This is a genomic window from Mesorhizobium sp. P2_B5, from assembly GCF_056404775.1.
Window position 1 is genome coordinate 310,206 of the sequence record NZ_JBFUDJ010000004.1, and the last position, 23,076, is coordinate 333,281.

The 23,076-nt window shown below is 63.5% G+C and carries 16 protein-coding genes and 1 riboswitch; of the genes, 7 read left to right on the forward strand and 9 right to left on the reverse strand.

Going from position 1 to position 23,076, the window contains the following annotated elements:
* Positions 1-49: 49 nt before the first annotated feature.
* From AC1D1N_RS17175 to AC1D1N_RS17190, 4 genes are all read right to left on the reverse strand, one after another.
* The gene (locus AC1D1N_RS17175; protein WP_436258762.1) at positions 50-3,190 is read right to left on the reverse strand and encodes an efflux RND transporter permease subunit; all 3,141 of its coding nucleotides are present in this window, start codon (positions 3,188-3,190) and stop codon (positions 50-52) included.
* Positions 3,191-3,441: 251 nt separating this feature from the next.
* Positions 3,442-4,581, reverse strand: a complete 1,140-nt coding sequence (locus tag AC1D1N_RS17180) for an efflux RND transporter periplasmic adaptor subunit (RefSeq protein WP_436258761.1) — start codon at positions 4,579-4,581, stop codon at positions 3,442-3,444.
* Positions 4,582-4,636: 55 nt separating this feature from the next.
* Positions 4,637-5,242 carry a TetR/AcrR family transcriptional regulator gene (locus tag AC1D1N_RS17185; protein ID WP_112565810.1) on the reverse strand — a complete coding sequence of 202 codons (606 nt, stop codon included), beginning with the start codon at positions 5,240-5,242 and terminating at the stop codon, positions 4,637-4,639.
* A 444-nt stretch (positions 5,243-5,686) separates the two neighbouring features.
* A complete protein-coding gene (locus AC1D1N_RS17190) occupies positions 5,687-7,327 on the reverse strand; it encodes an acyl-CoA synthetase (protein WP_477349890.1) in 1,641 nt (546 codons plus the stop codon).
* 191 nt (positions 7,328-7,518) lie between these two features.
* On the opposite strand from AC1D1N_RS17190, the gene AC1D1N_RS17195 reads away from it, so the two are divergent.
* From AC1D1N_RS17195 to AC1D1N_RS17205, 3 genes are all read left to right on the forward strand, one after another.
* Positions 7,519-8,490 (forward strand): sugar-binding transcriptional regulator, encoded by a 972-nt coding sequence (locus AC1D1N_RS17195; RefSeq protein WP_436258759.1) that lies wholly within the window; start codon positions 7,519-7,521, stop codon positions 8,488-8,490.
* 93 nt (positions 8,491-8,583) lie between these two features.
* Positions 8,584-10,638, forward strand: coding sequence for a bifunctional aldolase/short-chain dehydrogenase (locus tag AC1D1N_RS17200; RefSeq protein WP_477349892.1), 2,055 nt, complete (start codon positions 8,584-8,586; stop codon positions 10,636-10,638).
* Positions 10,639-10,862: 224 nt separating this feature from the next.
* Positions 10,863-11,930, forward strand: coding sequence for a D-alanine--D-alanine ligase family protein (locus tag AC1D1N_RS17205; RefSeq protein ID WP_436258757.1), 1,068 nt, complete (start codon positions 10,863-10,865; stop codon positions 11,928-11,930).
* A 308-nt stretch (positions 11,931-12,238) separates the two neighbouring features.
* On the opposite strand, the gene AC1D1N_RS17210 is transcribed toward AC1D1N_RS17205, so the two are convergent.
* From AC1D1N_RS17210 to AC1D1N_RS17220, 3 genes are all read right to left on the reverse strand, one after another.
* Positions 12,239-13,291, reverse strand: a complete 1,053-nt coding sequence (locus AC1D1N_RS17210; protein ID WP_436258756.1) for a substrate-binding domain-containing protein — start codon at positions 13,289-13,291, stop codon at positions 12,239-12,241.
* Between the two features lie 46 nt (positions 13,292-13,337).
* The gene (locus AC1D1N_RS17215) at positions 13,338-14,333 is read right to left on the reverse strand and encodes an ABC transporter permease (protein ID WP_142869906.1); all 996 of its coding nucleotides are present in this window, start codon (positions 14,331-14,333) and stop codon (positions 13,338-13,340) included.
* Between the two features lie 66 nt (positions 14,334-14,399).
* Entirely contained in the window at positions 14,400-15,911 is a 1,512-nt protein-coding gene (locus AC1D1N_RS17220) for a sugar ABC transporter ATP-binding protein (protein ID WP_477349895.1), read from the reverse strand.
* A gap of 137 nt (positions 15,912-16,048) precedes the next feature.
* Here AC1D1N_RS17220 and mtnK point away from each other — a divergent pair, with 137 nt between their 5' ends.
* From mtnK to fba, 4 genes are all read left to right on the forward strand, one after another.
* Positions 16,049-17,317 carry an S-methyl-5-thioribose kinase gene (gene mtnK / locus AC1D1N_RS17225; RefSeq protein ID WP_477349897.1) on the forward strand — a complete coding sequence of 423 codons (1,269 nt, stop codon included), beginning with the start codon at positions 16,049-16,051 and terminating at the stop codon, positions 17,315-17,317.
* Positions 17,314-18,408 (forward strand): S-methyl-5-thioribose-1-phosphate isomerase, encoded by a 1,095-nt coding sequence (gene mtnA / locus AC1D1N_RS17230; protein WP_436258752.1) that lies wholly within the window; start codon positions 17,314-17,316, stop codon positions 18,406-18,408. The genes mtnK and mtnA overlap by 4 nt, the downstream gene beginning before the upstream one ends.
* A gap of 228 nt (positions 18,409-18,636) precedes the next feature.
* Positions 18,637-18,781, forward strand: a riboswitch (FMN riboswitch).
* A gap of 77 nt (positions 18,782-18,858) precedes the next feature.
* Positions 18,859-19,332, forward strand: a complete 474-nt coding sequence (locus AC1D1N_RS17235) for a 6,7-dimethyl-8-ribityllumazine synthase (RefSeq protein WP_112565846.1) — start codon at positions 18,859-18,861, stop codon at positions 19,330-19,332.
* Between the two features lie 158 nt (positions 19,333-19,490).
* Entirely contained in the window at positions 19,491-20,555 is a 1,065-nt protein-coding gene (fba, locus tag AC1D1N_RS17240; protein WP_436258751.1) for a class II fructose-bisphosphate aldolase, read from the forward strand.
* 126 nt (positions 20,556-20,681) lie between these two features.
* Here fba and AC1D1N_RS17245 read toward each other — a convergent pair whose 3' ends face one another.
* Both AC1D1N_RS17245 and AC1D1N_RS17250 read right to left on the reverse strand, forming a co-directional pair.
* Entirely contained in the window at positions 20,682-22,004 is a 1,323-nt protein-coding gene (locus tag AC1D1N_RS17245; RefSeq protein ID WP_436258749.1) for an amylo-alpha-1,6-glucosidase, read from the reverse strand.
* 16 nt (positions 22,005-22,020) lie between these two features.
* Entirely contained in the window at positions 22,021-23,061 is a 1,041-nt protein-coding gene (locus AC1D1N_RS17250; protein WP_436258748.1) for an ABC transporter ATP-binding protein, read from the reverse strand.
* Positions 23,062-23,076 lie beyond the last annotated feature (15 nt).

Below are 23,076 nucleotides of genomic sequence, written 5' to 3' on the forward strand. Positions count from 1 at the left end.
CGGCGTTGTAGCATTTTTCCAAGGGCGCATCCTAATGCGCCAGCAACGGTTACTCGGCGGCCAGGGCCAGTTGCGGCTGTTCATTGTCCTGCACCGCCTCGCCCGCCGGCTCCTTTGCCTTCTTCGGTTCACGGCCGAAGAACAGCGCATAGCCGGCCGGCAGCACCAAGATGGTGAGCACGGTGGCGACCAGGATGCCGCCCATCATGGCATAGGCGAGCGGGCCCCAGAACACGGCGCGCGAGATCGGGATCAGCGCCAGCACCGCCGTCATCGCCGTCAGCACGATCGGCCGGAAACGGCGCACGGCCGAGCCGATAATGGCCTCCGATCTATCCATGCCTCTGGCGATGTCCTGGTCGATCTGGTCGACCAGGATGATCGAGTTGCGCATGATGATGCCGAGGAGCGCGATGACGCCCAAGATAGCGACGAAGCCGAAGGGCGCACCGCTGATCAGCAATGCTGCCGCCGCACCGATGATGCCGAGCGGGCCGGTGGCCAGCACCAGCATCGCCTTGCCGAAATGCTGCAGCTGGATCATCAAAAGCACGACGATGACGGCCAGCATGACCGGCGCCTTGGCGGCGATCGAAGCCTGGCTCTCGGCAGAATCCTCCGCACCGCCCTGGATCTCGATCTTGTAGCCAGGCGCCAGACCGGCGCGCATGCCCTGCATGTCGTTGTAGAGCTTGGTGACGACATCGTTCGACTGCACGCCGTCCGGCAGCGTGGCGCGCACCGAGATGGTCGGCAGGCGGTCACGCCGCCATTCGACGCCCTGCTCGAGCACCGGCACCACCTTGGCGACCTGCGACAGCGGCACGAAGCCACCGAAATCGGTCGGGATATAGACCGAGTCGACCGACGAAAGCAGGTTGCGGCTGGCATCCGGTTCGCGGGCGACGATGGACACGGTCTCCTCGCCGTCGCGGAAGTCATCCAGTGGCGCGCCGGACATCGACGCCTGCAGCATCTGGCGGATGCGCTGCGAGGTCACGCCAAGCGCACGGGCCCGGTCCTGGTCGATGACCAGCTTCATCGCCGGCACCGGCTCCAGCCAGTCGTCATGGACTGCGGCGAGCAGCGGATTTTCAGCGAACTTGGCCTTCACCTGGTCGGCGATGCGGCGCACCTCCTGGCGGTCCGGACCCATGACGCGCATCTGCACCGGCCAGCCGGTCGGCGGCCCGAGGAACAGGCGATCGACCTTGGAACGGATCGAGGGGAAATCCTGCGCCAGGATGGAGCGCAGCTTGAGGATCAGCCGCTCGCGCGCCGGCTCGTCATTGGCCATCACCAGAAGCTGGGCAAAATTCGGATTGCGCAATTGCTGGTCGAGCGGCAGGAAGAAGCGCGGCGCGCCCTCGCCAATATAGGTGGCGATGAAGCGCTTGTCCTTGTCGTCCATCATCCTCGATTCAAGCGCCTTGGCCTGGGTCTCGACCTCCTTGATCGAGGTTCCCTCAGGCAGCCAGAGATCGACCAGGATTTCGGGACGCGACGACTGCGGGAAGAAGTTCTGCGGGATGAACTGGAACGCCCACAGGCTGGTGCCGAAGGTGACCAGCGTCATCACCAGAACGATGATGCGATGGCGCACCGCCCAGCCGACCGTGGCGCGCAGCCGCCGGTAGAAACCGGTGTCGAAGGCATCGTGATGATTGCCGGCATGCTTGCGCTGCTTGAGGATCATGTAGCCGAGCCACGGCGTGAAATAGACCGCAACGAACCAGGACACGACCAGCGCGATTCCGACGACGTAAAACAGCGTGCGCACATATTCGCCGGCGGTCGAGGCGGCGAAGCCGACCGGGATGAAGCCGGCGGTGGTGATCAGCGTGCCCGTCAGCATCGGGAAGGCGGTCGAGGAATAGGCGAAGCTCGCCGCCTCGATCTTGACCAGCCCCTCCTCCAGCTTGCGCTCCATCATTTCGACGACGATCATGGCGTCGTCGACGAGGAGACCGAGCGCAATGATCAGCGCGCCGAGCGAAATGCGCTGCAGGTCGATGCCTAGCTCGTACATGATGGCGAAGGTAGCGGCGAGCACCAGCGGAATGGCGATGGCGATGACCAGGCCGGAGCGCCAGCCGATCGACAGCAGCGAGACGGCAAGTACGATCAGCAGCGCTTCGCCCAGTGCCTCCATGAACTCCTTCACTGCATCGCGCACGACCTCCGGCTGGTCGGAGATCTGGTCGACCGAAACACCGTACGGCAACGCCTCTTCGAAGCGCTTGTAGGTTGCTTCGACATCCTTGCCGACATCGGTGACGTTGAAGCCCTTGGCCATCACGACGCCGACCTGGACGCTTTCGTGGCCGTTGAAGCGGTATTTGCGCTGATAGGGATCCTCAAGGCCGGAGGACACGGTGGCGATGTCGCCGAGACGCGTCACCTGGCCGCCGGCGCGCAGACGCAATTCCCTGATGTCGGCTGCCTTGGTGACGTCGCCTTCGACCGAGATGCGCACCGAGCGCAGGCCGGTGTCGACGGAGCCTGCCGGATCGACATTGTTCTGGCCCTTGATGGCGTTCTGCAGGTCGGTCAGCGTCAGGCCGCGTTCGGCCAGCGCCTTGGACGAGATGTCGATATAGATCTTCTCCGGCTGGTCACCGATGATGACGGCCTTCTCGACACCCGGTGTCGTCAACAGCATGTCGCGCGCCTGGATGGCGAACTTCTTCAGCTCGGGATAGGAGTAGCCATCGCCGCTGATCGAATGCAGCGTGATGAAGGTGTCGCCGAACTCGTCGTTGAAATAGGGGCCGAGTAGGCCTTGCGGCAGGTCGCCTGAGATGTCGCCGACCTTCTTGCGCACCTGGTAGAAGGCATCCTTCACCTCCTCGGCATTGGTGTCGCCCTTGATCTGGACGGTGATGATGGCGCTGCCGGCGCGGGTGTAGGAGCGGACGAAATCGAGATGCGGCGTTTCCTGCAGCTTGCGCTCGATCTTGTTGACGACCTGGTCCTCCATCTCCTGGATCGAGGAGCCCGGCCAGATCGCCTGGACGACCATGACGCGGAAGGTGAAATCGGGGTCTTCCTTCTGGCCCATGCGCATCAGCCCGAGCCCGCCCGCGATGATGATCAGGCCGAACAGGAAGCGCGCAATGGAAGGATGGCCAATGGCCCAGCGCGAAAGATTGAAAGGCCGCTTTTCACTGCTGTCGTTGGTGGTGGTCATCGGCGTCAGTCCAATTCGTTGATCGTGAGCGCATACCCATGGCATGCGGCTTCAGGGAATTCCGATGCTGGCTTCCGGGCGGCGAGGCTTTCCGAGCGGGAGAGACTCTCATCGCGGTGGGACGCGTGGATCGATGCGGGGGAACTCGACCTTGGCGTCTCGACCATCGGGCACTCGCCGCCCGGAAACCATGAATGCTTCGCCAGCCTTTTCGCCGAAGCGACGATCAAGCCGGCTTCATGCGTCTGCCTTCAGCGCAGGGCCTTTGCGGCGTCGCCTTCCGCAGAGGCGGCCTGCACCGCGTCGCCGGTCAGCTTGACCTTGAGATTCTCGCTCATGAACTGAGTGCCGGCGGCAACGACGACATCACCCGGCTTGAGCCCGTCGGCGACACTGACGCCGTCGGCGGTAAACTCTGCAACCTTGACCGGGCGCTCGTGCACCGTCTCGCCGGCGCGGTCGACGGTCCAGACAATCTTGCGGCCATCCTTTTCCGCCAGCGCGCTGAGTGGGATCGACACCATCTCCTGCTTCTTGGCCACCGAAGCCTCGATGTTGGCCGTCATGCCGAGCAGCACGCGCGGATCGTCGGGCAGCGAGACACGCACGGCAAAGGTGCGCGACTGCTGGTCTGCGCTGCCGGCCACTTCGCGAACCTTGCCGGAGAGTTTCAGTGCATCGTCGGACCAGAAGCTGGCCGTGACTTCCTTGCCTGGTTTGAAGGCGGCGATGTCCATTTCTGGAACCGCGATTAGCACTTCCTTTTCGCCATCGACAGCAACCGTCATGACCGGCGTTCCGGCGCCGACCACCTGGCCGACATCAGCGGAAACCGCGGTGACGATGCCGTTCTCGCTTGCCTTGAGATCGGTGTAGACGACCTGGTTCTGCGCCTGTGAAAGGGTCGAACGGGCGGCATCGCGGCTCGCCACCGCCTGGTTGTAGCTCAGCGTCGCCTGCTCGAGCTGCGACTTGGAGGTGAAATTCTTGGCATAGAGCTGCTCGGCGCGCTTTCTGGTCAGGTCGACCGTCTCGACCTGCCGCTCGGCGGCATCGAGACTGGCCTTGGCGCTCTTGACCGAAAGCTCGTAATCGGTGGAGTCGATGCGGGCGAGCACATCGCCCGATGTCACATGCTGGCCGATATCGACAAGGCGCTGGGTCACCTTGCCCGAGATGCGAAAGCCGAGGTTCATTTCGGTGCGGGCGCGCACCGAGCCGGAATAGGCGAGTTCGCGGCTGTTTTGCGCCTGGCCGATCTCGACCACCTTGACCGGACGGATGACGTCCTGGACTTCGGCCTTTTCCTGGCTGCAGGCGGCGAGCCCGAGCGTGGCGACGATCAGGCCGGCGACCGGCAGCTTGCGGAGGATGGAACTGGACAAAGACACTTTCGTACTCCCGACTGGAGATGAACGGTCGACACCGGCGCCCGGCGGGCGGCGGTTATTTCAGGGCTTTGATTGCGTAATCGATGAGGTCGTCGGGCATCGCCCGGTTGGTCTTGGCAAGGCACTGCGCCACCATTTGCGGGTGGCACAGAATGACGGTGGCGGCGCCGAAGCAGCGCGATGCGATGACCGGATCCTGTTCTCTGAACTCACCTGCGGCGATGCCTTCGCGGATCACCTCGGCAAACAGGTCGTGAATGCTGTCGATATGCTTGTCGATGACACCCCAGTCGCGCTCGAGCGCGACGATCACCATCTCGTGCACCTTCTGGTCGTCGAGCATGACTTCCAGCGTCATCTTGTACTGCGCATTCACATAGCGACGCAGCCGCTCCTCGGCGCTGATCGGCAGGTGGCAGATCGCGTAGGCCATATTGTAGCTGGCGAGCAGCATGCGGCCGCAGACGGCCTGGTGGATTTCGACTTTGGAGGCGAAGAAGCGGTAGATGTTGGCCGGCGACATGCCGAGTTCGCGGGCGATGTCGGCAACATTGGTCTTGCCATACCCATAGTGGCGGAAGAGGCGCTCGGCGCAGTCGAGAATGCGCGTGACATTCTCCTGGCGGGCGGCGTCGACCATGATGCTGGCGGCTTCGGACATTAGCTCTCTGTCAATTAACGAGTGACGAATTTCAATTTTCGTCAGTCGTAAATTGAAAAGAGGGAGGTGTCAATGCGGATTCGACGTACGCGTATAATTTGGTGACAGATGGTGACAGTGGGTGTGCGATGACCGGCGCTCGCGATTGGCGAATGGCACCTGTCGGTTCGTCATCCTAGGGCGAAGCAAGGAGCGAAGCGACGCGGCGCAGACCCTAGGATCCATGCCGTGACGCGCGTCGAAGAGTGAGGCGGATCAATAATTTATACTGGTAAGCGAGCTGTAGCCGTTCTCGGCCACCAGAGCACTGCCGCAAAGTCACGGCATGGATCCTAGGGTTTCCGCGACGTCGCTTCGCGACTGCTCCACCCTAGGATGACGAGTCGCGGAAGGCTCAGGCTAACCACGAATGTCGTAGCCAGAAGAGAGCCCCAAGGGTGTTGGTCAAGCTATCTTCGCCATTTCCCGCAGCCGAAACTTCTGGATCTTCCCCGTCGACGTCTTCGGGATCTCCGCAAAAATCACCGCCTTCGGCACCTTGAAGCGGGCGAGCAAGGCGCGGCAGTGCTCGATGATCTCGGCCTCGCTCGCCGCCTTGCCGGGCTTCAGCTCGACATAGGCGACCGGAACCTCGCCCCATTTGTCGTCGGCCCTGGCAACGACACCGCATGACGCGACAGACGGGTGCTTGTAGAGCGCATCCTCGACCTCGATCGACGAAATATTCTCCCCGCCGGAGATGATGATGTCCTTGGAGCGGTCCTTGAGCTGGATGTAGCCGTCAGGGTGCATGACACCGAGGTCGCCGGAATGGAACCAGCCGCCGGCAAAGGCCTCGTCGGTTGCCTTCCTGTTTTTCAGATAGCCCTTCATGACGATGTTGCCGCGGAACATGACCTCGCCGATGGTCTCGCCGTCGGCCGGTGTCTCCTGCATTGTTTCCGGGTCCATGACCGTCAGGCCTTCGAGTGCGGCATAGCGCACGCCTTGCCTGGCCTTCTTCTGCGCCTTCGCTCCCTTGTCGAGATCGTCCCACGCGCCATGCCATTCGTTGACGACCGCCGGGCCATAGGTCTCGGTCAGGCCATAGAGATGGGTGACGGCAAAGCCGGCATCGGCCATGCCCGACAGCACCGCTTCCGGCGGTGGTGCGGCCGCGGTGTTGAAGGTGACCGTCTGCGGGAACGTCCGCTTGTCCTCATCCCTGGCGTTGATCAGCACCGACATGACGACCGGCGCGCCACAAAGGTGGGTGACGCCGTGATCGGCGATGGCATCGTAGATCGGCTTCGGCCGCACCCAGCGCAGGCAGACATGGGTGCCGGCCTGGACGGCGAGCGTCCACGGAAAACACCAGCCATTGCAGTGGAACATCGGCAGCGTCCAGAGATAGACGGCGTGCTTGGCCATGCCGGCATGGATGGTGTTGGTGTAGGCCATCAGGGCAGCGCCGCGATGATGATAGACGACGCCCTTCGGATTGCCCGTCGTGCCTGACGTGTAGTTGAGCGAGATGGCGTCCCATTCGTCGTCGGGCATCGACCAGACATAGTTCTCGTCGCCGCCGGCGACGAAATCCTCATAGTCGATCGAGCCGATGCGCTCGCCCTTCGGATAGGGCGCGTCGGCGGCATAGTCGGGATCATCATAGTCGATGACCAGCGGCTTGACCTTTGCCAGCGCCAGCGCCTGCTTGACGACGGCGGCAAATTCACGGTCGACGATCAGCACCTTGGTCTCGGCATGGTCGATCTGGAAGGCGATGACGGCGGCGTCGAGCCGGGTGTTGAGCGAATGCAGCACCGCCTTGGTCATTGGCACGCCGAAATGCGCCTCCAGCATCGGCGGCGTGTTGGACAGCATGACGGTCACCGTATCTCCCTTGCCGATGCCGCGCTTCGACAGCGCCGAGGCGAGCTTCAGCGAGCGCCGCCAGAAGGTGCGATAGGTGCTGCGCTGGCTGCCATGGATGATGGCGACATGGTCGGGATAGGTCCTTGCCGCCCGCTCAAGATAGGTGAGCGGCGTCAGCGGCTGGTGGTTGGCAGCGTTCTTGCCGAGATCTTGATCGTAGGGATTGCCCATCCCACTCCTCCCCGAATTTTCTTTTGTTGAGAACTTCTAACCACAGGTTCCGGCTACGTCACCATCAGCGATTCCCGACCGGACGCATTTGGCGCAATGATTATCCAGATTCGATGGGCAAAAAGGTATCGCGCACCCACGCGGTTTGACTTTTGTCGAGAGCCGTGAATAATGTCAGCCGAGGAGACGGCATGGCGATCCGACCGGCAGAACAGCTTATCCACAAGGCCGCGTGGCTCTATTATGCCCATGGCCTGCGCCAGGACCAGGTGGCCAGCCAGCTTAACATTTCCCGCGCCTCGGTCGCCATGTATCTGCGCAAGGCGCGCGAGACCGGCATCGTCAACATCTCGACCTCGACGCAGCTGTTCACCGACGATGTGCTGGCGCGCCAGCTCGAGGATGCGCTCAAGCTCGATGCGGTGTGGATCGCGCCGGAGAACGACTATGTCCTCGATCCATCGACGGACATTGCAGTGCTGGCGGCGAGCGTCTTTCTCGAACTGGTGAAGAAGGGCGACCGCATCGGCGTCGCCTGGGGCCGCACCGTCTACACCATCGCCGACGTCATGTCCTATGCCGATCTGCAGGACGTCACTGTGGTGCAGCTCTGCGGCAATCTCGGCGCGCCCTATTCCTACCGTCCCGACCAGTGCACGATGGAGATCGCCCGCCGACTCAACGCCAAGGGCCTGAACTTCTACGCGCCGCTGGTGCTGACGACGGAATTGCTGGCGCATGGGCTGCGCGCCGAGCCGGTGATCCGCGAGCAATTGGCCGATATCGGCAATTGCGATCTGGCGCTCTATTCGGTCGGCACCGTCGACGCCGACAGCCATGTCGTCAAATGCGGCGCGCTAAGCCCCGGCGAGATGGGGGTGTTGCGCGAGGCGGGTGCCGCCGGCGTCATCGCCGGCCAGATCATTGACGCCACCGGCAAGGCGCTCGATTGCAGCTATAACCGCCGCGTCATCTCAGCCTCGCTGTCGTCGCTGCGCCAAATCGAAAAGCGCCTGATGGTGGTGCAGGAGGACAGCAAGTTCGAACCGCTGTTGGCCGCACTCGCCGGCGGGCTCTGCACGCATCTGGTGGTCGGCGCGCGCATGGCGCAGCGGCTTCTCGACCATGCCGGAGCCAGTGCGGGGGCAAAAAAGGCTTCCTGACAAACGAAATCCTGCAGCCGGCGCATTGTCATCAAGGCGTCGTGGCATTCCTGTTCACAGCAACATCAAAGACAGCAAAGCGGACATAGCGACATGAAGAACCTTTGGAATGATGGCGAGGCGGAAAAGCTCGTTGCCGACTATGCGAAAAAGGGCGTTGCCCGCGACCTCGCGCTGCGCGTCTACACGACCCGGCTGCTCGGCGGCGAGCCGCGGCTGGTGCTGCATGGTGGCGGCAACACCTCCTGCAAGACCAAGGCGATCGACCTTGTCGGCGACGAGTGGGATGTGCTGTGCGTCAAGGGCAGCGGCTGGGACATGGGCGTGATCGAGCCGCAAGGACTGCCGGCGGTGAAGATGGGCGCGCTGCTGAAAGCGCGCGCGCTGGACAGCCTCGCCGACGAGGACATGGTGGCGCTGCAGCGGGCTAACCTGATCGATCCTGCTTCGCCCAACCCTTCGGTCGAGACGCTGCTGCACGCCTTCCTGCCACACAAATTCGTCGACCACACCCATTCGACCGCGATCCTCGCCATCGTCGACCAGGAAGACAGCAAGGCGCTGATCAAGACGGTGTTCGGCGACAGAATGGGCTACGTGCCCTACATCAAGCCGGGCTTCGACCTCGCCAAGGTGGCGGCCGATGTCTACGACGCCGACCCTGATGTCGAGGGCCTGATCCTCGACAAGCACGGCATCTTCACCTTCGGCGACGATGCGAAGCAGGCCTATGACCGCATGATCCACTATGTGAACGTCGCCGAGGATTATGTGGCGAAGAACGGCAAGCCGCAGCCTGCGAAGGCAGCGCTGCCGGCAAAGCTCGCAACGCCGGCTGCCATCGCACCGACGCTGCGCGGCGCAGTGGCGGTATCGCGTGGCGAAGGCCGCTTCGATCGCATGATCAGCGATTTCCGCACCTCGGACGCGATCGTCGATTTCATCAACTCGGCCGGCATTGCAGACTACGCCGCGCGCGGTGTGTCGACCCCTGATCTGTCGATCCGCATCAAGACCGGGCCGATGGCGGTGCCGGCGCCGGACGCCGACAAGGCCGGCGACTACAAGGCCGTCATCAAGAGCCATGTCGACGCCTTCGCCAAGGAGTATCGCGCCTATTTCGAAACCAATGACGCGCTGGACGATGTCAAGCGCACCATGCTCGACCCGATGCCGCGGCTGACGCTGGTGCCGGGCCTCGGCATGTTCGGCCATGGCCGCACGCTGAAGGATGCGAAGATCGCGTCCGATGTCGGCGAGATGTGGATCGAGGCGGTGCGCGGCGCCGAGGCCGTAGGCAGCTTCCATCCGCTGTCCAAGGCCGACCTCTTCCCGCTCGAATACTGGTCGCTGGAACAAGCCAAGCTTGCCTCGAACAAACCGAAGCCGCTGACCGGCCAGGTGGTGCTGATCACCGGCGGCGCCGGCGCGATTGGCGCAGCGACGGCCAAGCTTTTCGCCGCCAACGGCGCGCATGCGGTCGTGGTCGATCTCGACGCGGCAAAGGCTGCAGAAGCTGCCAAGGCGGCCGGCAACAATTCGATCGGCGTCGGCGCCGACATCACCAACCCAGCCCAGATGCGCGCGGCCTTCGACAGAGCGGTCGCCGTCTATGGCGGCGTCGACATTCTGGTCTCCAACGCCGGCGCCGCCTGGGAAGGCCGCATCGGCGAACTCGACGATGCCCTGCTGCGCAAGAGCTTTGAGCTCAACTTCTTCGCCCACCAGTCGGCGGCGCAGAACGCGGTGCGCATCATGCTGGAACAAGGCACCGGCGGTGTGCTGCTGTTCAACACCTCCAAGCAGGCGGTCAATCCCGGCCCGAAATTCGGCGCTTATGGCGTGCCGAAGGCGGCGACGCTGTTCCTGTCCAGGCAGTATGCGCTGGATTACGGCGCGCACGGCATCCGCTCGAACGCCGTCAATGCCGACCGCATCCGCTCCGGCCTGTTGACCGACGCCATGATCGCCAGCCGCTCCGGCGCGCGCGGCGTGTCGGAGAAGGAATACATGTCCGGCAATCTGCTCGGACAGGAAGTGACGGCCGACGACGTGGCGCAAGCCTTCCTTCATCACGCGCTGGCCGAGCGCACAACCGCAGATGTCACCACGGTCGACGGCGGCAACATCGCGGCAGCGCTGCGCTGAAGATAGAACTGGAGCGGTTCATCGTTTCACCAAAACGGCGAACCGCTCCACCTCCTCCTGTCTTGACGGACTCCAGGCGGAAAACCGCTTTCGCATGTCGTGCTGAAAAACTGCTCGAACCGGTCAAAATCCCACTCCAATCCTTCGCTTATTGCTCGACCAGTTTCTGGGGCGCCTGGTGTTTCGCATGCAGGCCCCAACCCTGATCCTTGGTGGAGTTGGCTATGGCAGCGAAAAGACTTCGTATCGGCGTGCTCTTCGGCGGGCGCTCCGCCGAGCATGAGGTTTCGCTGCTCTCGGCAACCAATGTCATGCGCGCGCTGGAGCCGGCGAAATACGATGCCATTCCGATCTTCGTCACTCGCGAAGGACAATGGCTGCTGAGCCGGTTCGAGGACGGCACACTGGCGACACCGTCTGACGGCACGCAGCTCTGCCTGGTGCCCGGAGGACAAGGACGGATGCTGGCGATCCCCGCCAAGGACGCACCGCACGACCTGCCTGATATCGATATCCTGTTTCCCGTCCTGCACGGACTGCATGGCGAGGACGGCGCCGTGCAGGGGCTGGCCGAGGTGGCGCGCGTGCCGCTCGCCGGCTGCGGCATCCTCGGCTCGGCCGCCGCGCTCGACAAGGATGTCGCCAAGCGACTGCTGAAGGCGGCCGGCGTGCCTGTCGCGCGCTCGGTGACGATCGAGGACGGTGCAGTCCCTCCGCTCACGGCGCTTGAAGACCAACTCGGGCTGCCACTGTTCATCAAGCCGGCACGGCAGGGCTCGTCCGTCGGCGTCGCCAAGGTCAACGGCAGTCAGGAATTCGAGCGGGCGCTGGCAGATGCCTTCCAACATGATCGCAAGCTGCTGGCGGAGGAATTCATTCGCGGCCGAGAGATTGAATTCAGCGTTCTGGAGAGCCCTGAAGGCGAGCTCTTCGTCTCCCGTCCGGGCGAGATCGTGCCGGCGGAAAGCCACGGCTTCTACAACTACAATGCCAAATACGTCGACGAGAATGGCGCGGCATTGATGGTGCCGGCGCAGCTGCCGCCGGAGGTCGAGGCCGCCATGCGCGACATGGCGGCAAAGGCGTTCAGGGCCGTCGGCTGCGACGCGATGGCGCGCGTCGACTTTTTCCTGATGCCGGACATGACGTTCGTGATCAACGAACTCAACACCATCCCCGGCTTCACCGACATCAGCATGTACGCCAAGGCGATGGCGGCAAGCGGCGTCAGCTATGCCGAAGTCATCGACCGGCTGGTGGCCCACGGCCTGGCGCGCGCCAAGCGGACATGATGAAGGTATAAGCACCCTCGCCAACTCGATAGCGCGGCCACGAGCGCGCGCTAATCTCTCAAACGTCGGCGCTGCCCCTCACCTGCCTGCCGGCATCCTCTCCCCGTAGAGTGACGGGGAGAGGGGCGCTGTCATCGCGGGTTTCGCCAATCACCGGCGTTGCAAGAAAGGCGCCGGCGTCGCGGCCAGTTCCCCTTCTCCCCGTCACTATACGGGGAGAAGGTGCCGGCAGGCGGATGAGGGGCGGCGCCGACTTCGATAGTCAACAGCCTTGCTTTGCGATCCGAAAGCTTTCGCTGACCCGAACGCTACTTCGCGTTCGGGTTGGGCATCCAGGCCGGCATGGCGACATCGGCATGGGCGAATTGCGGCAGCTTGGCCGACAGGTCTTCCATGTTCTTGATGTCCTTGTCGATGAGGTCCTTCTGCGTGATCAGCGTCGGCGGCACGATGACGTTGTGGCCGGGGTCTTCACCGGCCAGCAGCTGCGCCAGAGCGCGCACCGAGACCTGACCGACGACGGCCGGGTTGGTGGCGGCGGTGGCGGCCCAGGCGCTGTCGGTCTCGCGCATCGCTGATATGTCCGAGGTCGAGATGTCGGCCGAGTAGATCTTGATCTTCTTGTTCAGCCCCGCCTCGTCGACGGCGATCTTCACACCCTTGGCGAATTCGTCATAAGGCGCGAACATCACATTGATATCGGGATGCGCCTGCAGCACCGAGCGCGCCTGGTTGGCGACTGAGTTGGCGATCGGATTGTCGAGCGTGCCGAACATCGCGACTTCCTTGATGCCGGCATACTTCTTCTTGACGTCGACCCAGGTCTCGTTGCGGCGGTCGAGCGGGGCGATGCCGGCGACATAGACGTAGCCGGCGTTCCAGCTCTCGCTATTGTCCTTGACCGCCTGTTCGAGCGCGAGCCTCGCAAGGTCCTTGTCGGACTGTTCGACTTGCGGGATTTTCGGGTTTTCGACATTGACGTCGAAGGCGACAACCTTGATGCCGGCATCGACGGCGCGCTGGGCGGCGTCCTTCATCGATTCCGTCAGGCCGTGCTGGATGATGATGCCCTGCACGCCAAGCGCGATGGCCTGGTCGACCATGTCGGACTGAAGGGCGGCATCCTGGCGGCTGTCGAGCACGCGCAGGTCGATGCCGAGCGCCTTAGACTGCGCCTCGACGCCCGAGAGATAGGCCTGGAAGAAATCGCCGGTCGAGAGATAGCGCACCAGCGCGATCTTGACGCCCGGCTTGTCGAACGGCGCCGGCTTGTCGGCGGCAAACGCCGGGACCTGCATCAGCATTGTTGCACCGGCGAGCCCGAGTGCGACCTTCCCCAGAAGTCTTCTTGTGATGTTCACTTTGTTTCCTCCACTTGTTGAACCCAAAACTGTTCCGGCAGCCGTTCTATCTCCTGCCCCGGCCGGAAAGGGCGAAGGTGAAGACAAGGGCGACGACGAGAACCACGCCCTTGACGAAATCCTGCGTGTAGTAAGGCGCGTTCATCATCGTCAGGCCTTGCAGCAAGATGCCGACGAACAGCGCGCCGACGGCGGTGCCAAAGGCGTTCGGCTTGGCGGCGCCAAGCACCGCGTAACCGATCAGCGCCGCGGCAACCGCATCGAGCAGCAGATTATTACCCGAGGCTATGTCGCCGCGTCCAAGTCGTGCGGCGAGCAAAATACCGCCGATCGAGGCAAAAACTCCTGAAATGACGTAGGCCCAGATTTTGTATGCCTTGACAGGCGCGCCGGCGAGTTCGGCGGCACGTTCATTAGAGCCGACGGCATACATCATGCGGCCGAAACGCGTGTATTCGAGGAAGAACCAGATCAGCACGGCAAGCACGATGAGCACGACCACCGACACCGGGATGAGGTTCGGAATGAAGAAGTCGAAGCGGTGGCGCCCGAGCGCCAGGAAAGCATCGGCGAATTTGCCGTTGGCGACCGAGCCGTCGGGCATGGTCATCCCTGTGGCAATGGAGCGGCCTTCGGTCGGGATGCGCTGCAGGCCGACGAGCAGGAACATCATGCCGAGCGTCGCCAGCAGATCGGGCACGCGCATATAGACGATCAGCCAGCCATTGATCAGGCCGACAATGGCGCCAATGAGCAGACAGACGACGACGGCGACAACGACGTTCTGCTCCAGCACGACCATGACATAGGCCGCCGCCATCATGGCCGATGTGGCGACCGACCCGATCGACAGGTCGAAGCCGCCGACGACAAGCGTGGCTGTAACGCCGAGCGCCAGCACGCCGGTGATGGCGACCGACTGGAAAATGAAGACAGCACTTTGCGGCGAGACGAACCCGTCGGCGGCGATGGCGAAATACGCTATCAGGCCGAACAAAAGCACGATGAACCCATAGCGGATGGCGTAGTCGCGCAACGTCATTCAGCGCCCGCCGTCTTTACCCAACTCAAACCCATGCGCTCCATTCCAATTCCCATAGTTCTTTGCTCAGGCCGCGCTGTGCAGCGGCCCGCCCGCGACCTCGGCCAGCAGGCGATCGAGATCGACATCGGCGTTGCGGTGTTCACCGACGATGGTCTTCTCCGACATCACCAGGATACGGTCGGCGGTCTCCAACGCCTCGTCGAGCTCGGTGACAAACAACAGCGTGGCGCGGCCATTGGCGCTTGCCCGCAGCTTGGCAGCAATGTCGCGCCTGGCCGAGATGTCGACACCCTGGAACGGCTCGTCGAGGATGAACAGTCTCGCGTCCTGCGCCATCCAGCGCGCCACCATCACCTTCTGCTGGTTGCCGCCCGACAGCGTGGTCATTTCATCCTTCTCGGAACGGCAGACGATGCCGAGGTCCTCGATCTGGCGGCGGGCCGTGGCACGCTCGAGGCCGCGCTTGAGAACGGCAAAGCGCGACATGCGCTTATGGAAGGGAAGGCTGATGTTCTCCTGGATATTGAAGCCACCGACAATGCCGTTTTCGCCGCGGTCCTTGGCGACCAGGAACACGCCGGCGGCAATGGCTTCGCCCGTTGTGTCAGGCGCATAGGGCTTGCCGTTCAAAGCCATCGTGCCGGCGAGCGGCTTGCGCAGGCCAAACAGCGTCTCGGCCAGTGCGGTCTTGCCGACGCCGACGAGGCCGGTGACGGCAACGACCTCGCCATCGCCTAGCGTCAGCGAGATCGGCCGGGCGCTCGGCGCGATGCGGAGGCCCTCGATGGTCAGGATCGGTTTGGCCGAATTCCTCGCTTCGATCCGGTCGAGATGGATCTTGCGGCCGAGCATGGCGTTGACCGCGCCTTCATAGTCGAGCGGCTTGGTATCGAAGACGCCGGAGATATCGCCATCGCGCATCGAGACGATGCGGTCGGCCAGCCGCCTGATATCCGACATGCGGTGCGAGATGTAGAGGATGGCGACGCCCTGCTCGCGCAGCCGATCGAGCAGCGAAAACAGCCTATCGGCCTCGGCACTGGACAGCGACGAGGTCGGCTCGTCGAGGATCAGCACTTTCGGCTGGTGCGCCATGGCGCGCGCGATCGCCACCATTTGGCGGTCGGCCAGCGACAGATCGCTGACGCGGGCCTTGAGATCGATGGCGAGTCCCATGCGGTCGGCGACCGCCCTCGCCTCCCGGCGCACGCGGCCAGGGTTGAACAGCAGCGGCGCGCCTTTGCCACTCAACCGGTCGAGCGTCAGATTGGTGGCGACATCGAGATCGGCGACAACGCCGTCATTGATATTCTGGTGCACGGTGACGACACCGGCGCGGATCGCTTCGGCCGGCGTGTTCGGCGCGAAGTTATCGCCGGCAAGGTGCATGGTGCCGCCGGCATGGTCGTAGACGCCGCTGATGATTTTGACGAGGGTGGATTTGCCGGCGCCGTTGGCGCCCATCAGCACGGTGATCTCACCGGCATGCAATTCGAGCGAGACGCCGCCAAGCACCTCGATATGGCCGAAGGACTTCCTCAGCCCGTCCACGCGGAACACGGCATCATTGCCCATTCGTTCCTCCCTGACGATGACGCTATGGGCTACGTCATCAATTGTCAACTCGATTGACAATTGCCAGACAGCTTCCTAGCTTGGCCCCGCTGCCATCGCTCCACTATGATCGGAGCGACCAAGCGCGAGGGTGAGGAATGACTGGGAAATTGCCGTTCGAAGCACTGTCGGTGGAGACGCTTGCAACGCGCCTCGGCGCGAATGAAGCGCTGTGCGCCAGGATTGGCAAAGGCCCCTGGAAGGTGCGCGAGGTCGGCGACGGCAACCTGAACCTCGTCTTCATCGTCGAGGGCGCCTCGGGCGCGGCCGTGGTCAAGCAGGCCCTGCCCTATGTCCGCCTCGTCGGCGACAGCTGGCCGCTGCCCTTAAAACGCTCCTTCTTCGAATATCACGCGCTGACCCGCCAAGAGGCGCGCGCGCCGGGCTCGGTGCCGGCGATCTACCATTTCGATGAGGCCCAGGCGCTGATCATCATGGAATATCTGGCGCCGCCGCACATCATCCTGCGCCGCGCCCTGATCGACGGCCGCCAGTTGCCGAACATAGCCAGAGATATCGGCCTGTTCATGGCTCGCACCTTGTTCCGCGGCTCCGATTTCTCGATGCCGACCAAGGACCGCAAGGCCGACCTGGCGCTGTTTGCCGACAATGTCGAGCTCTGCGGCATAACCGAGGACCTGGTGTTTTCCGACCCCTATTTCAACGCCAAGCTGAACCGGCACACCTCACCGCAACTTGACGGCCTGGTCGCCGAGCTACGCGCTGACCGCGACCTCAAGGTCGAGGCGCAGCGGCTGAAGCATATCTTCGCCGCCAATGCCGAAACGCTGCTGCATGGAGACCTGCATTCCGGCTCGATCATGGTCACCGACACCGAGACAAGGATGATCGATCCCGAGTTCGCTTTCTACGGGCCGATGGCCTTCGATGTCGGCATGCTGCTGGCCAATTTCTGGATGTCCTACTTTTCGCAACACGGCCATGAGGAGAAGGGCAAGCGCGACGCCATGCGCGCCTATCTGCTCGGGGTGACGGCGGAGACCTGGGCGGTGTTCCGCGCCGAGTTCTCACATTTGTGGCGCACCGAGCGCACCGGCATGCTATACCAAAAAAGCCTGTTCGAGGATCAGGGCGACGTGCTCGGCGCCGAGCAGGCGCTCGACCATGTGCTGCACCAGATCTGGACCGACTTGCTCGGCTTTGCCGGCATCGAAGTGCACCGGCGCATCCTGGGCCTCGCCCACAATGCCGATTTCGAGACCATTGCGGATGAGGATCTGCGCGCCTCCTGCGAGGCCAAGGCGCTGAAATTCGGCCGCCACATCGCCGTCAACCGGCGCCAGATCCATAGCATGGACGAGGTCAACACTCTGGCCACGCTGATCGAACGGGAGAGCAGGATTTGAACGTCGGCGAACGCCACTACCGGACCATCTGGCTGAGCGACGACAAGCGTTCGGTCGAGATCATCGACCAGCGCTGGCTACCGCATGAGTTCCGCATCGAGACAATCGACACGGTCGACGGCATCGCTACGGCGATCCGTGACATGTGGGTGCGCGGCGCGCCGCTGATCGGGGTCACCGCGGCCTATGGCGTCGCCATCCAGATGGCGGACGATCCGTCGGATGCAGCCCTCGGCGCGGTGTGGGAGACGCTGCACAAGACGAGGCCGACAGCGATCAATTTGCGCTGGGCGCTGGACGAGATGCGGCGCTCCTTGATGCCGATCGCGCCCGAACAGCGTGCCGAGGCGGCCTACAGGCGCGCGGCTGAAATCGCCGACGAGGATGTGGGCTTAAACCGCGCCATCGGCGAGAACGGGCTGAAGATCATCAAGGAGATCGCGGCGCGCAAGAAGCCGGGCGAGCCGGTCAACATCCTTACCCATTGCAATGCCGGCTGGCTGGCGACGGTCGACTACGGCACCGCGACCTCGCCGATCTATCTTGCCGTTGAGGCCGGGATTCCGGTCCATGTCTATGTCGACGAGACACGGCCGCGCAACCAGGGCGCCCAGCTGACCGCCTGGGAGATGGCCGGCCATGGCGTGCCGCACACGCTGATCGTCGACAATGCCGGCGGCCATCTGATGCAGCATGGCGAAGTCGACATGGTGATTGTCGGCACCGACCGCACGACGGCCAATGGCGATGTCTGCAACAAGATCGGCACCTACCTCAAGGCGCTCGCCGCCGCCGACAATGACGTTCCCTTCTACGTCGCCCTGCCCTCGCCGACCATCGACTGGACGGTGGGTAACGGGCTGGCAGAAATCCCGATCGAGGAGCGCTCCGGCGACGAGGTGTCGCTGGTCTGGGGCAAGACAGCGGATGGCAGAATAGCGCAGGTGCGCGTGTCGCCCGAAGCGACGCCGGCGGCCAACCCGGCTTTCGATGTGACGCCGGCGCGGCTGGTGACGGGGTTGATTACCGAGCGCGGTGTGGCCAAAGCCTCGCGCGAGGGACTGAAGGCGATGTTTCCGGAACGGGGGTGAGCTGATCTTCCCCCAAGCGCTTCGTCATCCTCGGGCTTGACCCGAGGATCCATGCCGCGACCTCCACCATAAGCGCGACGGTGCGGAATTCTGGAATCGTTGCAACACCTTAGCGTCACGGTCCTAGGTCTGCGCGCGTCGCTTCGCTCCTTGCTCCGCGCTAGGATGACGACCGAAATGTCGTCGCCGATTGACAGAGCCGCAGGGTCCTTCCATAAAACCGCCCGTTAATGTTCTCAGGGCGGGGTGAAAGTCCCCACCGGCGGTAAGGGTTTCGGCTCAAGCCCGCGAGCGCCTCCTGGCAACAGGAGGGTCAGCAGATCCGGTGTGATTCCGGAGCCGACGGTCACAGTCCGGATGGAAGAGAACGAAACGGAAGACGGACCGCTCGTGCGGGCCGGATTTCGTATCGTGCGTCCTGATTCTGGTTCGAAACGGAAGGATGGACCCATGAATCAGCATACCCCAAGACACCAAGAAACTGTTCGTATCGCCGTCATTCGCGCGCGCTGGCACGCCGATGTCGTCGACCAGTGCGTACAGGCCTTCGAGGCAGAGCTTGCCGTGCTCGGCGGCGGGCGCTTCGCCGTCGATGTGTTCGACGTACCGGGCGCCTACGAAATCCCTCTGCACGCGAAGACACTGGCTACGACCGGCCGCTACGCCGCGATCCTCGGCACCGCCTTCGTCGTCAATGGCGGCATCTATCGCCATGATTTCGTGGCCGGCGCCGTACTTGACGGCATGATGAATGTGCAGCTGTCGACCGGCGTGCCGGTGCTGTCGGCGGTGCTGACGCCGCACAATTATCATGACAGCGCCGAGCATCACCGCTTCTTCTTCGAGCACTTCACCGTCAAGGGCAAGGAAGCGGCCAATGCCTGCCTGCAGATCCTGGCGGCACGGGAGCTGATCGCGGCGTGATCCAATGAAAATGGCCGGATTTCAGCCCTGCAACAAGAATTGCGGCCTCCACGGCCGCTGACGGTTGCGGTTCTGGCGAAATCCGGCCAGAAGCATCTGGGCCGGCAACCAGCCGGCCCGCGACGTTGCGCTTGAAACCAGATACGGGAGACTATTGGGTGGCTCGCATAACACTGAGACAATTGCTCGACCACGCCGCCGAATACGGCTACGGCGTACCCGCCTTCAACATGAACAATATGGAACAGGGCCTCGCCATCATGGAGGCGGCCGAGGAGACCAAGTCGCCGGTCATCCTGCAGGCAAGCCGCGGCGCCCGCGCCTACGCCAATGACGTGGTGCTGGCCAAGCTGATCGACGCGCTGGTCGAAATCCACCCCGACATTCCGGTCTGCATGCATCTCGACCATGGCAACAATGAAGCCACCTGCGTCACCGCCATCCAGTACGGCTTCACCTCGGTCATGATGGACGGCTCGCTGAAAGAAGACGGCAAGACGCCGGCCGACTACGCCTACAATTCCGGCATCACCAAGCGCGTCGTCGATATGGCGCATTGGGGCGGTGTCTCGGTCGAAGGCGAGATCGGCGTGCTCGGCTCGCTGGAAAGCGGCGGCGGCGAGCAGGAAGACGGCCACGGCGTCGAAGGCGCGATCAGCCACGACCAGCTGCTGACCGATCCGGAGCAGGCGGTCGAGTTCGTCAAGGACACCCATGTCGATGCGTTGGCGGTGGCCATGGGCACCAGCCACGGCGCCTACAAATTCTCACGCAAGCCGGACGGCGCGGTGCTGGCGATGAACGTGATCGAGGAAATCCACCGTCGCCTGCCCAACATGCATCTGGTGATGCACGGCTCGTCCTCGGTGCCGGAGGATCTGCAGGAGATCATCAACAAATATGGCGGCCAGATGAAGCCGACCTGGGGCGTGCCGGTGGAAGAGATCCAGCGCGGCATCAAGCATGGCGTGCGCAAGATCAACATCGACACCGACAACCGGATGGCGCTGACCGGCGCCATCCGCAAGGTGCTGACCGAAAATCCGAGCGAGTTCGATCCGCGCAAATATCTGACGCCGGCCATGGCCGCCATGCGCAAGCTCTGCAAGGAGCGCTTCGAGCAGTTCGGCACGGCCGGCAATGCGCAGAAGATCAAGCCGCTGCCGGTTGCTGAGATGGCCAAGCGGTATAAGTCGGGCAGCCTCCATCCGAAGTTTGGGTGAGCTGACGTCCCCTTCCCTTCCCCCCCTTGTGGGGGAAGGTGGCCTCGCAAAGCGAGGTCGGATGAGGGGTGTTCCAGCGGAGTGAGACGTTGGCGTTCCCTGGAACACCCCTCATCCGTGTCGGCGCTATCGCGCCGATCCACCTTCTCCCACAAGGGGAGAAGGGAAGAGAGGCGCCCCCCGCAAGAACTCGATCACCATTGCCGCTGTCCAGGTGAAGCGGCCGCCACCTAGTGGTTCGCCGGTGAGCGGGTCGTAATATTCGGCAAAGCCGCTTTCGCCGATCAGGTCGAGGCTGGACTGCGTGATGTGTTGCGCGACGTCGCCATGGCCGGCAGCAGTGAGCCCGTCGGCGATCATGTAATTGACCACCAGCCAGACCGGACCGCGCCAGTAGCGCTTGGCGTCGAGGCGTGGATCGTCGGGATCGTGCGAGGGCACGACATAGCGCGCCTTTCCGGCAAGGCGCTCAACGCGTGCCGCGAGCGCCGCCGCGCGAGGTTCTGGAATCGCCGCAAAGGCGGCCAAAATGCCGCCGACGGAGGCGCTGTCGATCAGCTTGCCGGTGGTGCGGTCGAGACAGAGATACTGGCCGTGCGCCTCGCTCCACAGCCGCTCCATTGCCGCCAGACCCTTTCGGGCACGGGCGCGGTTGGCTTCGGCGATCTCCGTTTCGCCCAGCGCATCGGCGAGATCGGCTAGATCGGCTGAGGCGCGGATCAGAATGGCGTTAAAGCCGGGATCGACGACCTGAAATGGCGAGGCGTCGTGCAGCCGGGCATTGTCCCAGCCGAGTGCACGAAAATGCTGCAGCAGCCAGAGATAGCGGTCGTACTGTTCTTTGGTCGGGCGATGCGCCGGATCGGCGTGCAGAATGTCGCGGCGAGTGTAGGGCTCGACGCCTTCGGTCGGCACGCGCTCGAAGGCATCATCCCAGTCGATCGAATTGTCGCGGCCGGATTCCCAGGGATGGATGATGGCGACCAGCCCGTCGCCTTTGGGGTCGCGGTTCTCATAGAACCAGCGATGCCAGGCGTCGATCCTCGGCAGCAGCGCATGCGCCCGTTCCGCCGCCAGCTTCTTGTCCGTGGCGCGGTCGAACAGGCGGCGGACGGCAAAGCCGGCGACGGCCGGCTGCGTGATGCCGGAGGTCGCGGTCGGGCGATTGGTTCGCCACACATCAGGCCCGGGAAAATAGCCGTCGCTCCAGACATGGAAGACAATGTGCGGCACCATGCCGTCCGGCCATTGATGGGCGAACAAAGTGTCGATCTCGGTCCAAGCGCGCGCCTCGTCGTAGTGGGCAAGACCCAGTGCGGTCAGGCAGGAATCCCAATTCCACTGGAAGGGGTAGAGACCCCTGGTCGGGATGGTGTAGGCGCCTTGGTCGTTTTCCCTCAGCACCTCGACGGCGCGGGCGATGGTTTCGTCGACGGCTAGAGAAGTCATGGACGGCATTCGTTCCTTAAAGGGCGTTGGTGGTTTCGGGATCGAACCAGCGGACGCGATCGGGCTTGGGCGCCAGCCGCAGCTGCTCGCCAACCTTGACGCTGGCATTCGATTCCAGGATGGCGCGGAACAGGCCGCCCTCGACATCGCAGGTGACCAGCGTGTGCGGCCCAAGCGGCTCGATGACCCGCACGGTGGCATGCAGCCCTTCGCTGCCGGCATCGACATCCTCCGGGCGAATGGCGAATTCTATTCTTTGCTTGTCGGATTTCGGGCCGGGCAGCGTCAGCCCCGCGACGCTCCAGCTGCCGTTTGCCGCCTTGGTCGCCGGGATGAAATTCATCGGCGGATTGCCGATGAAGGAGCCGACAAAACGGGCGGCCGGGTTGCGGTAGACCTCGACCGGCGACGCGGCCTGGACGATGCGGCCCTGATGCATGACGGCGATGCGGTCGGCGAGGCTCATCGCCTCGACCTGGTCGTGGGTGACATAGATGGTGGTGGTCTTCGACGCCGCGAGCACGCCCTTGAGCTCGGCGCGCATTTCGAGCCTGAGCAGCGCGTCGAGATTGGACAGCGGCTCGTCCATCAGGATGACGTCCGGCTCCATGGCAAGCGCGCGGGCGACGGCGACGCGCTGGCGCTGGCCCCCGGACAGCTGACCCGAATAACGTTTTAGCAGCTGCTCGATATGCATCAGCTCCGCCGTGCGGTTGACGCGGCGCTCGACGTCGGCCTGCGGCAGCTTCTTCATGCGCAGGCCGAAGGCGATGTTTTCGAACACGGTCAGATGCGGGAAGACGGCATAGTTCTGGAACACCATGGCAATGCCGCGCTCGCGCGGCGGCAGATGGTCGACGCGGCGGCCACCGATCCAGACCTCGCCCTGGCTCGGCGTCTCCAGCCCGGCGACGATGCGCAGCAGCGTGGTCTTGCCGCAGCCGGAGGCGCCGAGCAGCACCATGAATTCCTGGTCGGCGATGGCGAGATCGACCTGATGCAGCGCGGTAAAGCCGCCGAAGCGCTTGGCGACGCCCTTGATCGCGATTTCAGCCATGAGCCTTCTCCGTGT

Bases quoted from the DNA above. Each gene is read 5' to 3' on its own strand.
- AC1D1N_RS17185 (WP_112565810.1), bottom strand. From the start codon at position 5,242: ATGTCCGAAGCCGCCAGCATCATGGTCGACGCCGCCCGCCAGGAGAAT.
- AC1D1N_RS17190 (WP_477349890.1), bottom strand. From the start codon at position 7,327: ATGGGCAATCCCTACGATCAAGATCTCGGCAAGAACGCTGCCAACCAC.
- AC1D1N_RS17220 (WP_477349895.1), bottom strand. From the start codon at position 15,911: ATGGGCAATGATGCCGTGTTCCGCGTGGACGGGCTGAGGAAGTCCTTC.
- AC1D1N_RS17215 (WP_142869906.1), bottom strand. From the start codon at position 14,333: ATGACGTTGCGCGACTACGCCATCCGCTATGGGTTCATCGTGCTTTTG.
- AC1D1N_RS17245 (WP_436258749.1), bottom strand. From the start codon at position 22,004: ATGACTTCTCTAGCCGTCGACGAAACCATCGCCCGCGCCGTCGAGGTG.
- AC1D1N_RS17175 (WP_436258762.1), bottom strand. From the start codon at position 3,190: ATGACCACCACCAACGACAGCAGTGAAAAGCGGCCTTTCAATCTTTCG.
- AC1D1N_RS17195 (WP_436258759.1), top strand. From the start codon at position 7,519: ATGGCGATCCGACCGGCAGAACAGCTTATCCACAAGGCCGCGTGGCTC.
- AC1D1N_RS17205 (WP_436258757.1), top strand. From the start codon at position 10,863: ATGGCAGCGAAAAGACTTCGTATCGGCGTGCTCTTCGGCGGGCGCTCC.
- AC1D1N_RS17250 (WP_436258748.1), bottom strand. From the start codon at position 23,061: ATGGCTGAAATCGCGATCAAGGGCGTCGCCAAGCGCTTCGGCGGCTTT.
- AC1D1N_RS17235 (WP_112565846.1), top strand. From the start codon at position 18,859: ATGAATCAGCATACCCCAAGACACCAAGAAACTGTTCGTATCGCCGTC.
- AC1D1N_RS17200 (WP_477349892.1), top strand. From the start codon at position 8,584: ATGAAGAACCTTTGGAATGATGGCGAGGCGGAAAAGCTCGTTGCCGAC.
- mtnK (WP_477349897.1), top strand. From the start codon at position 16,049: ATGACTGGGAAATTGCCGTTCGAAGCACTGTCGGTGGAGACGCTTGCA.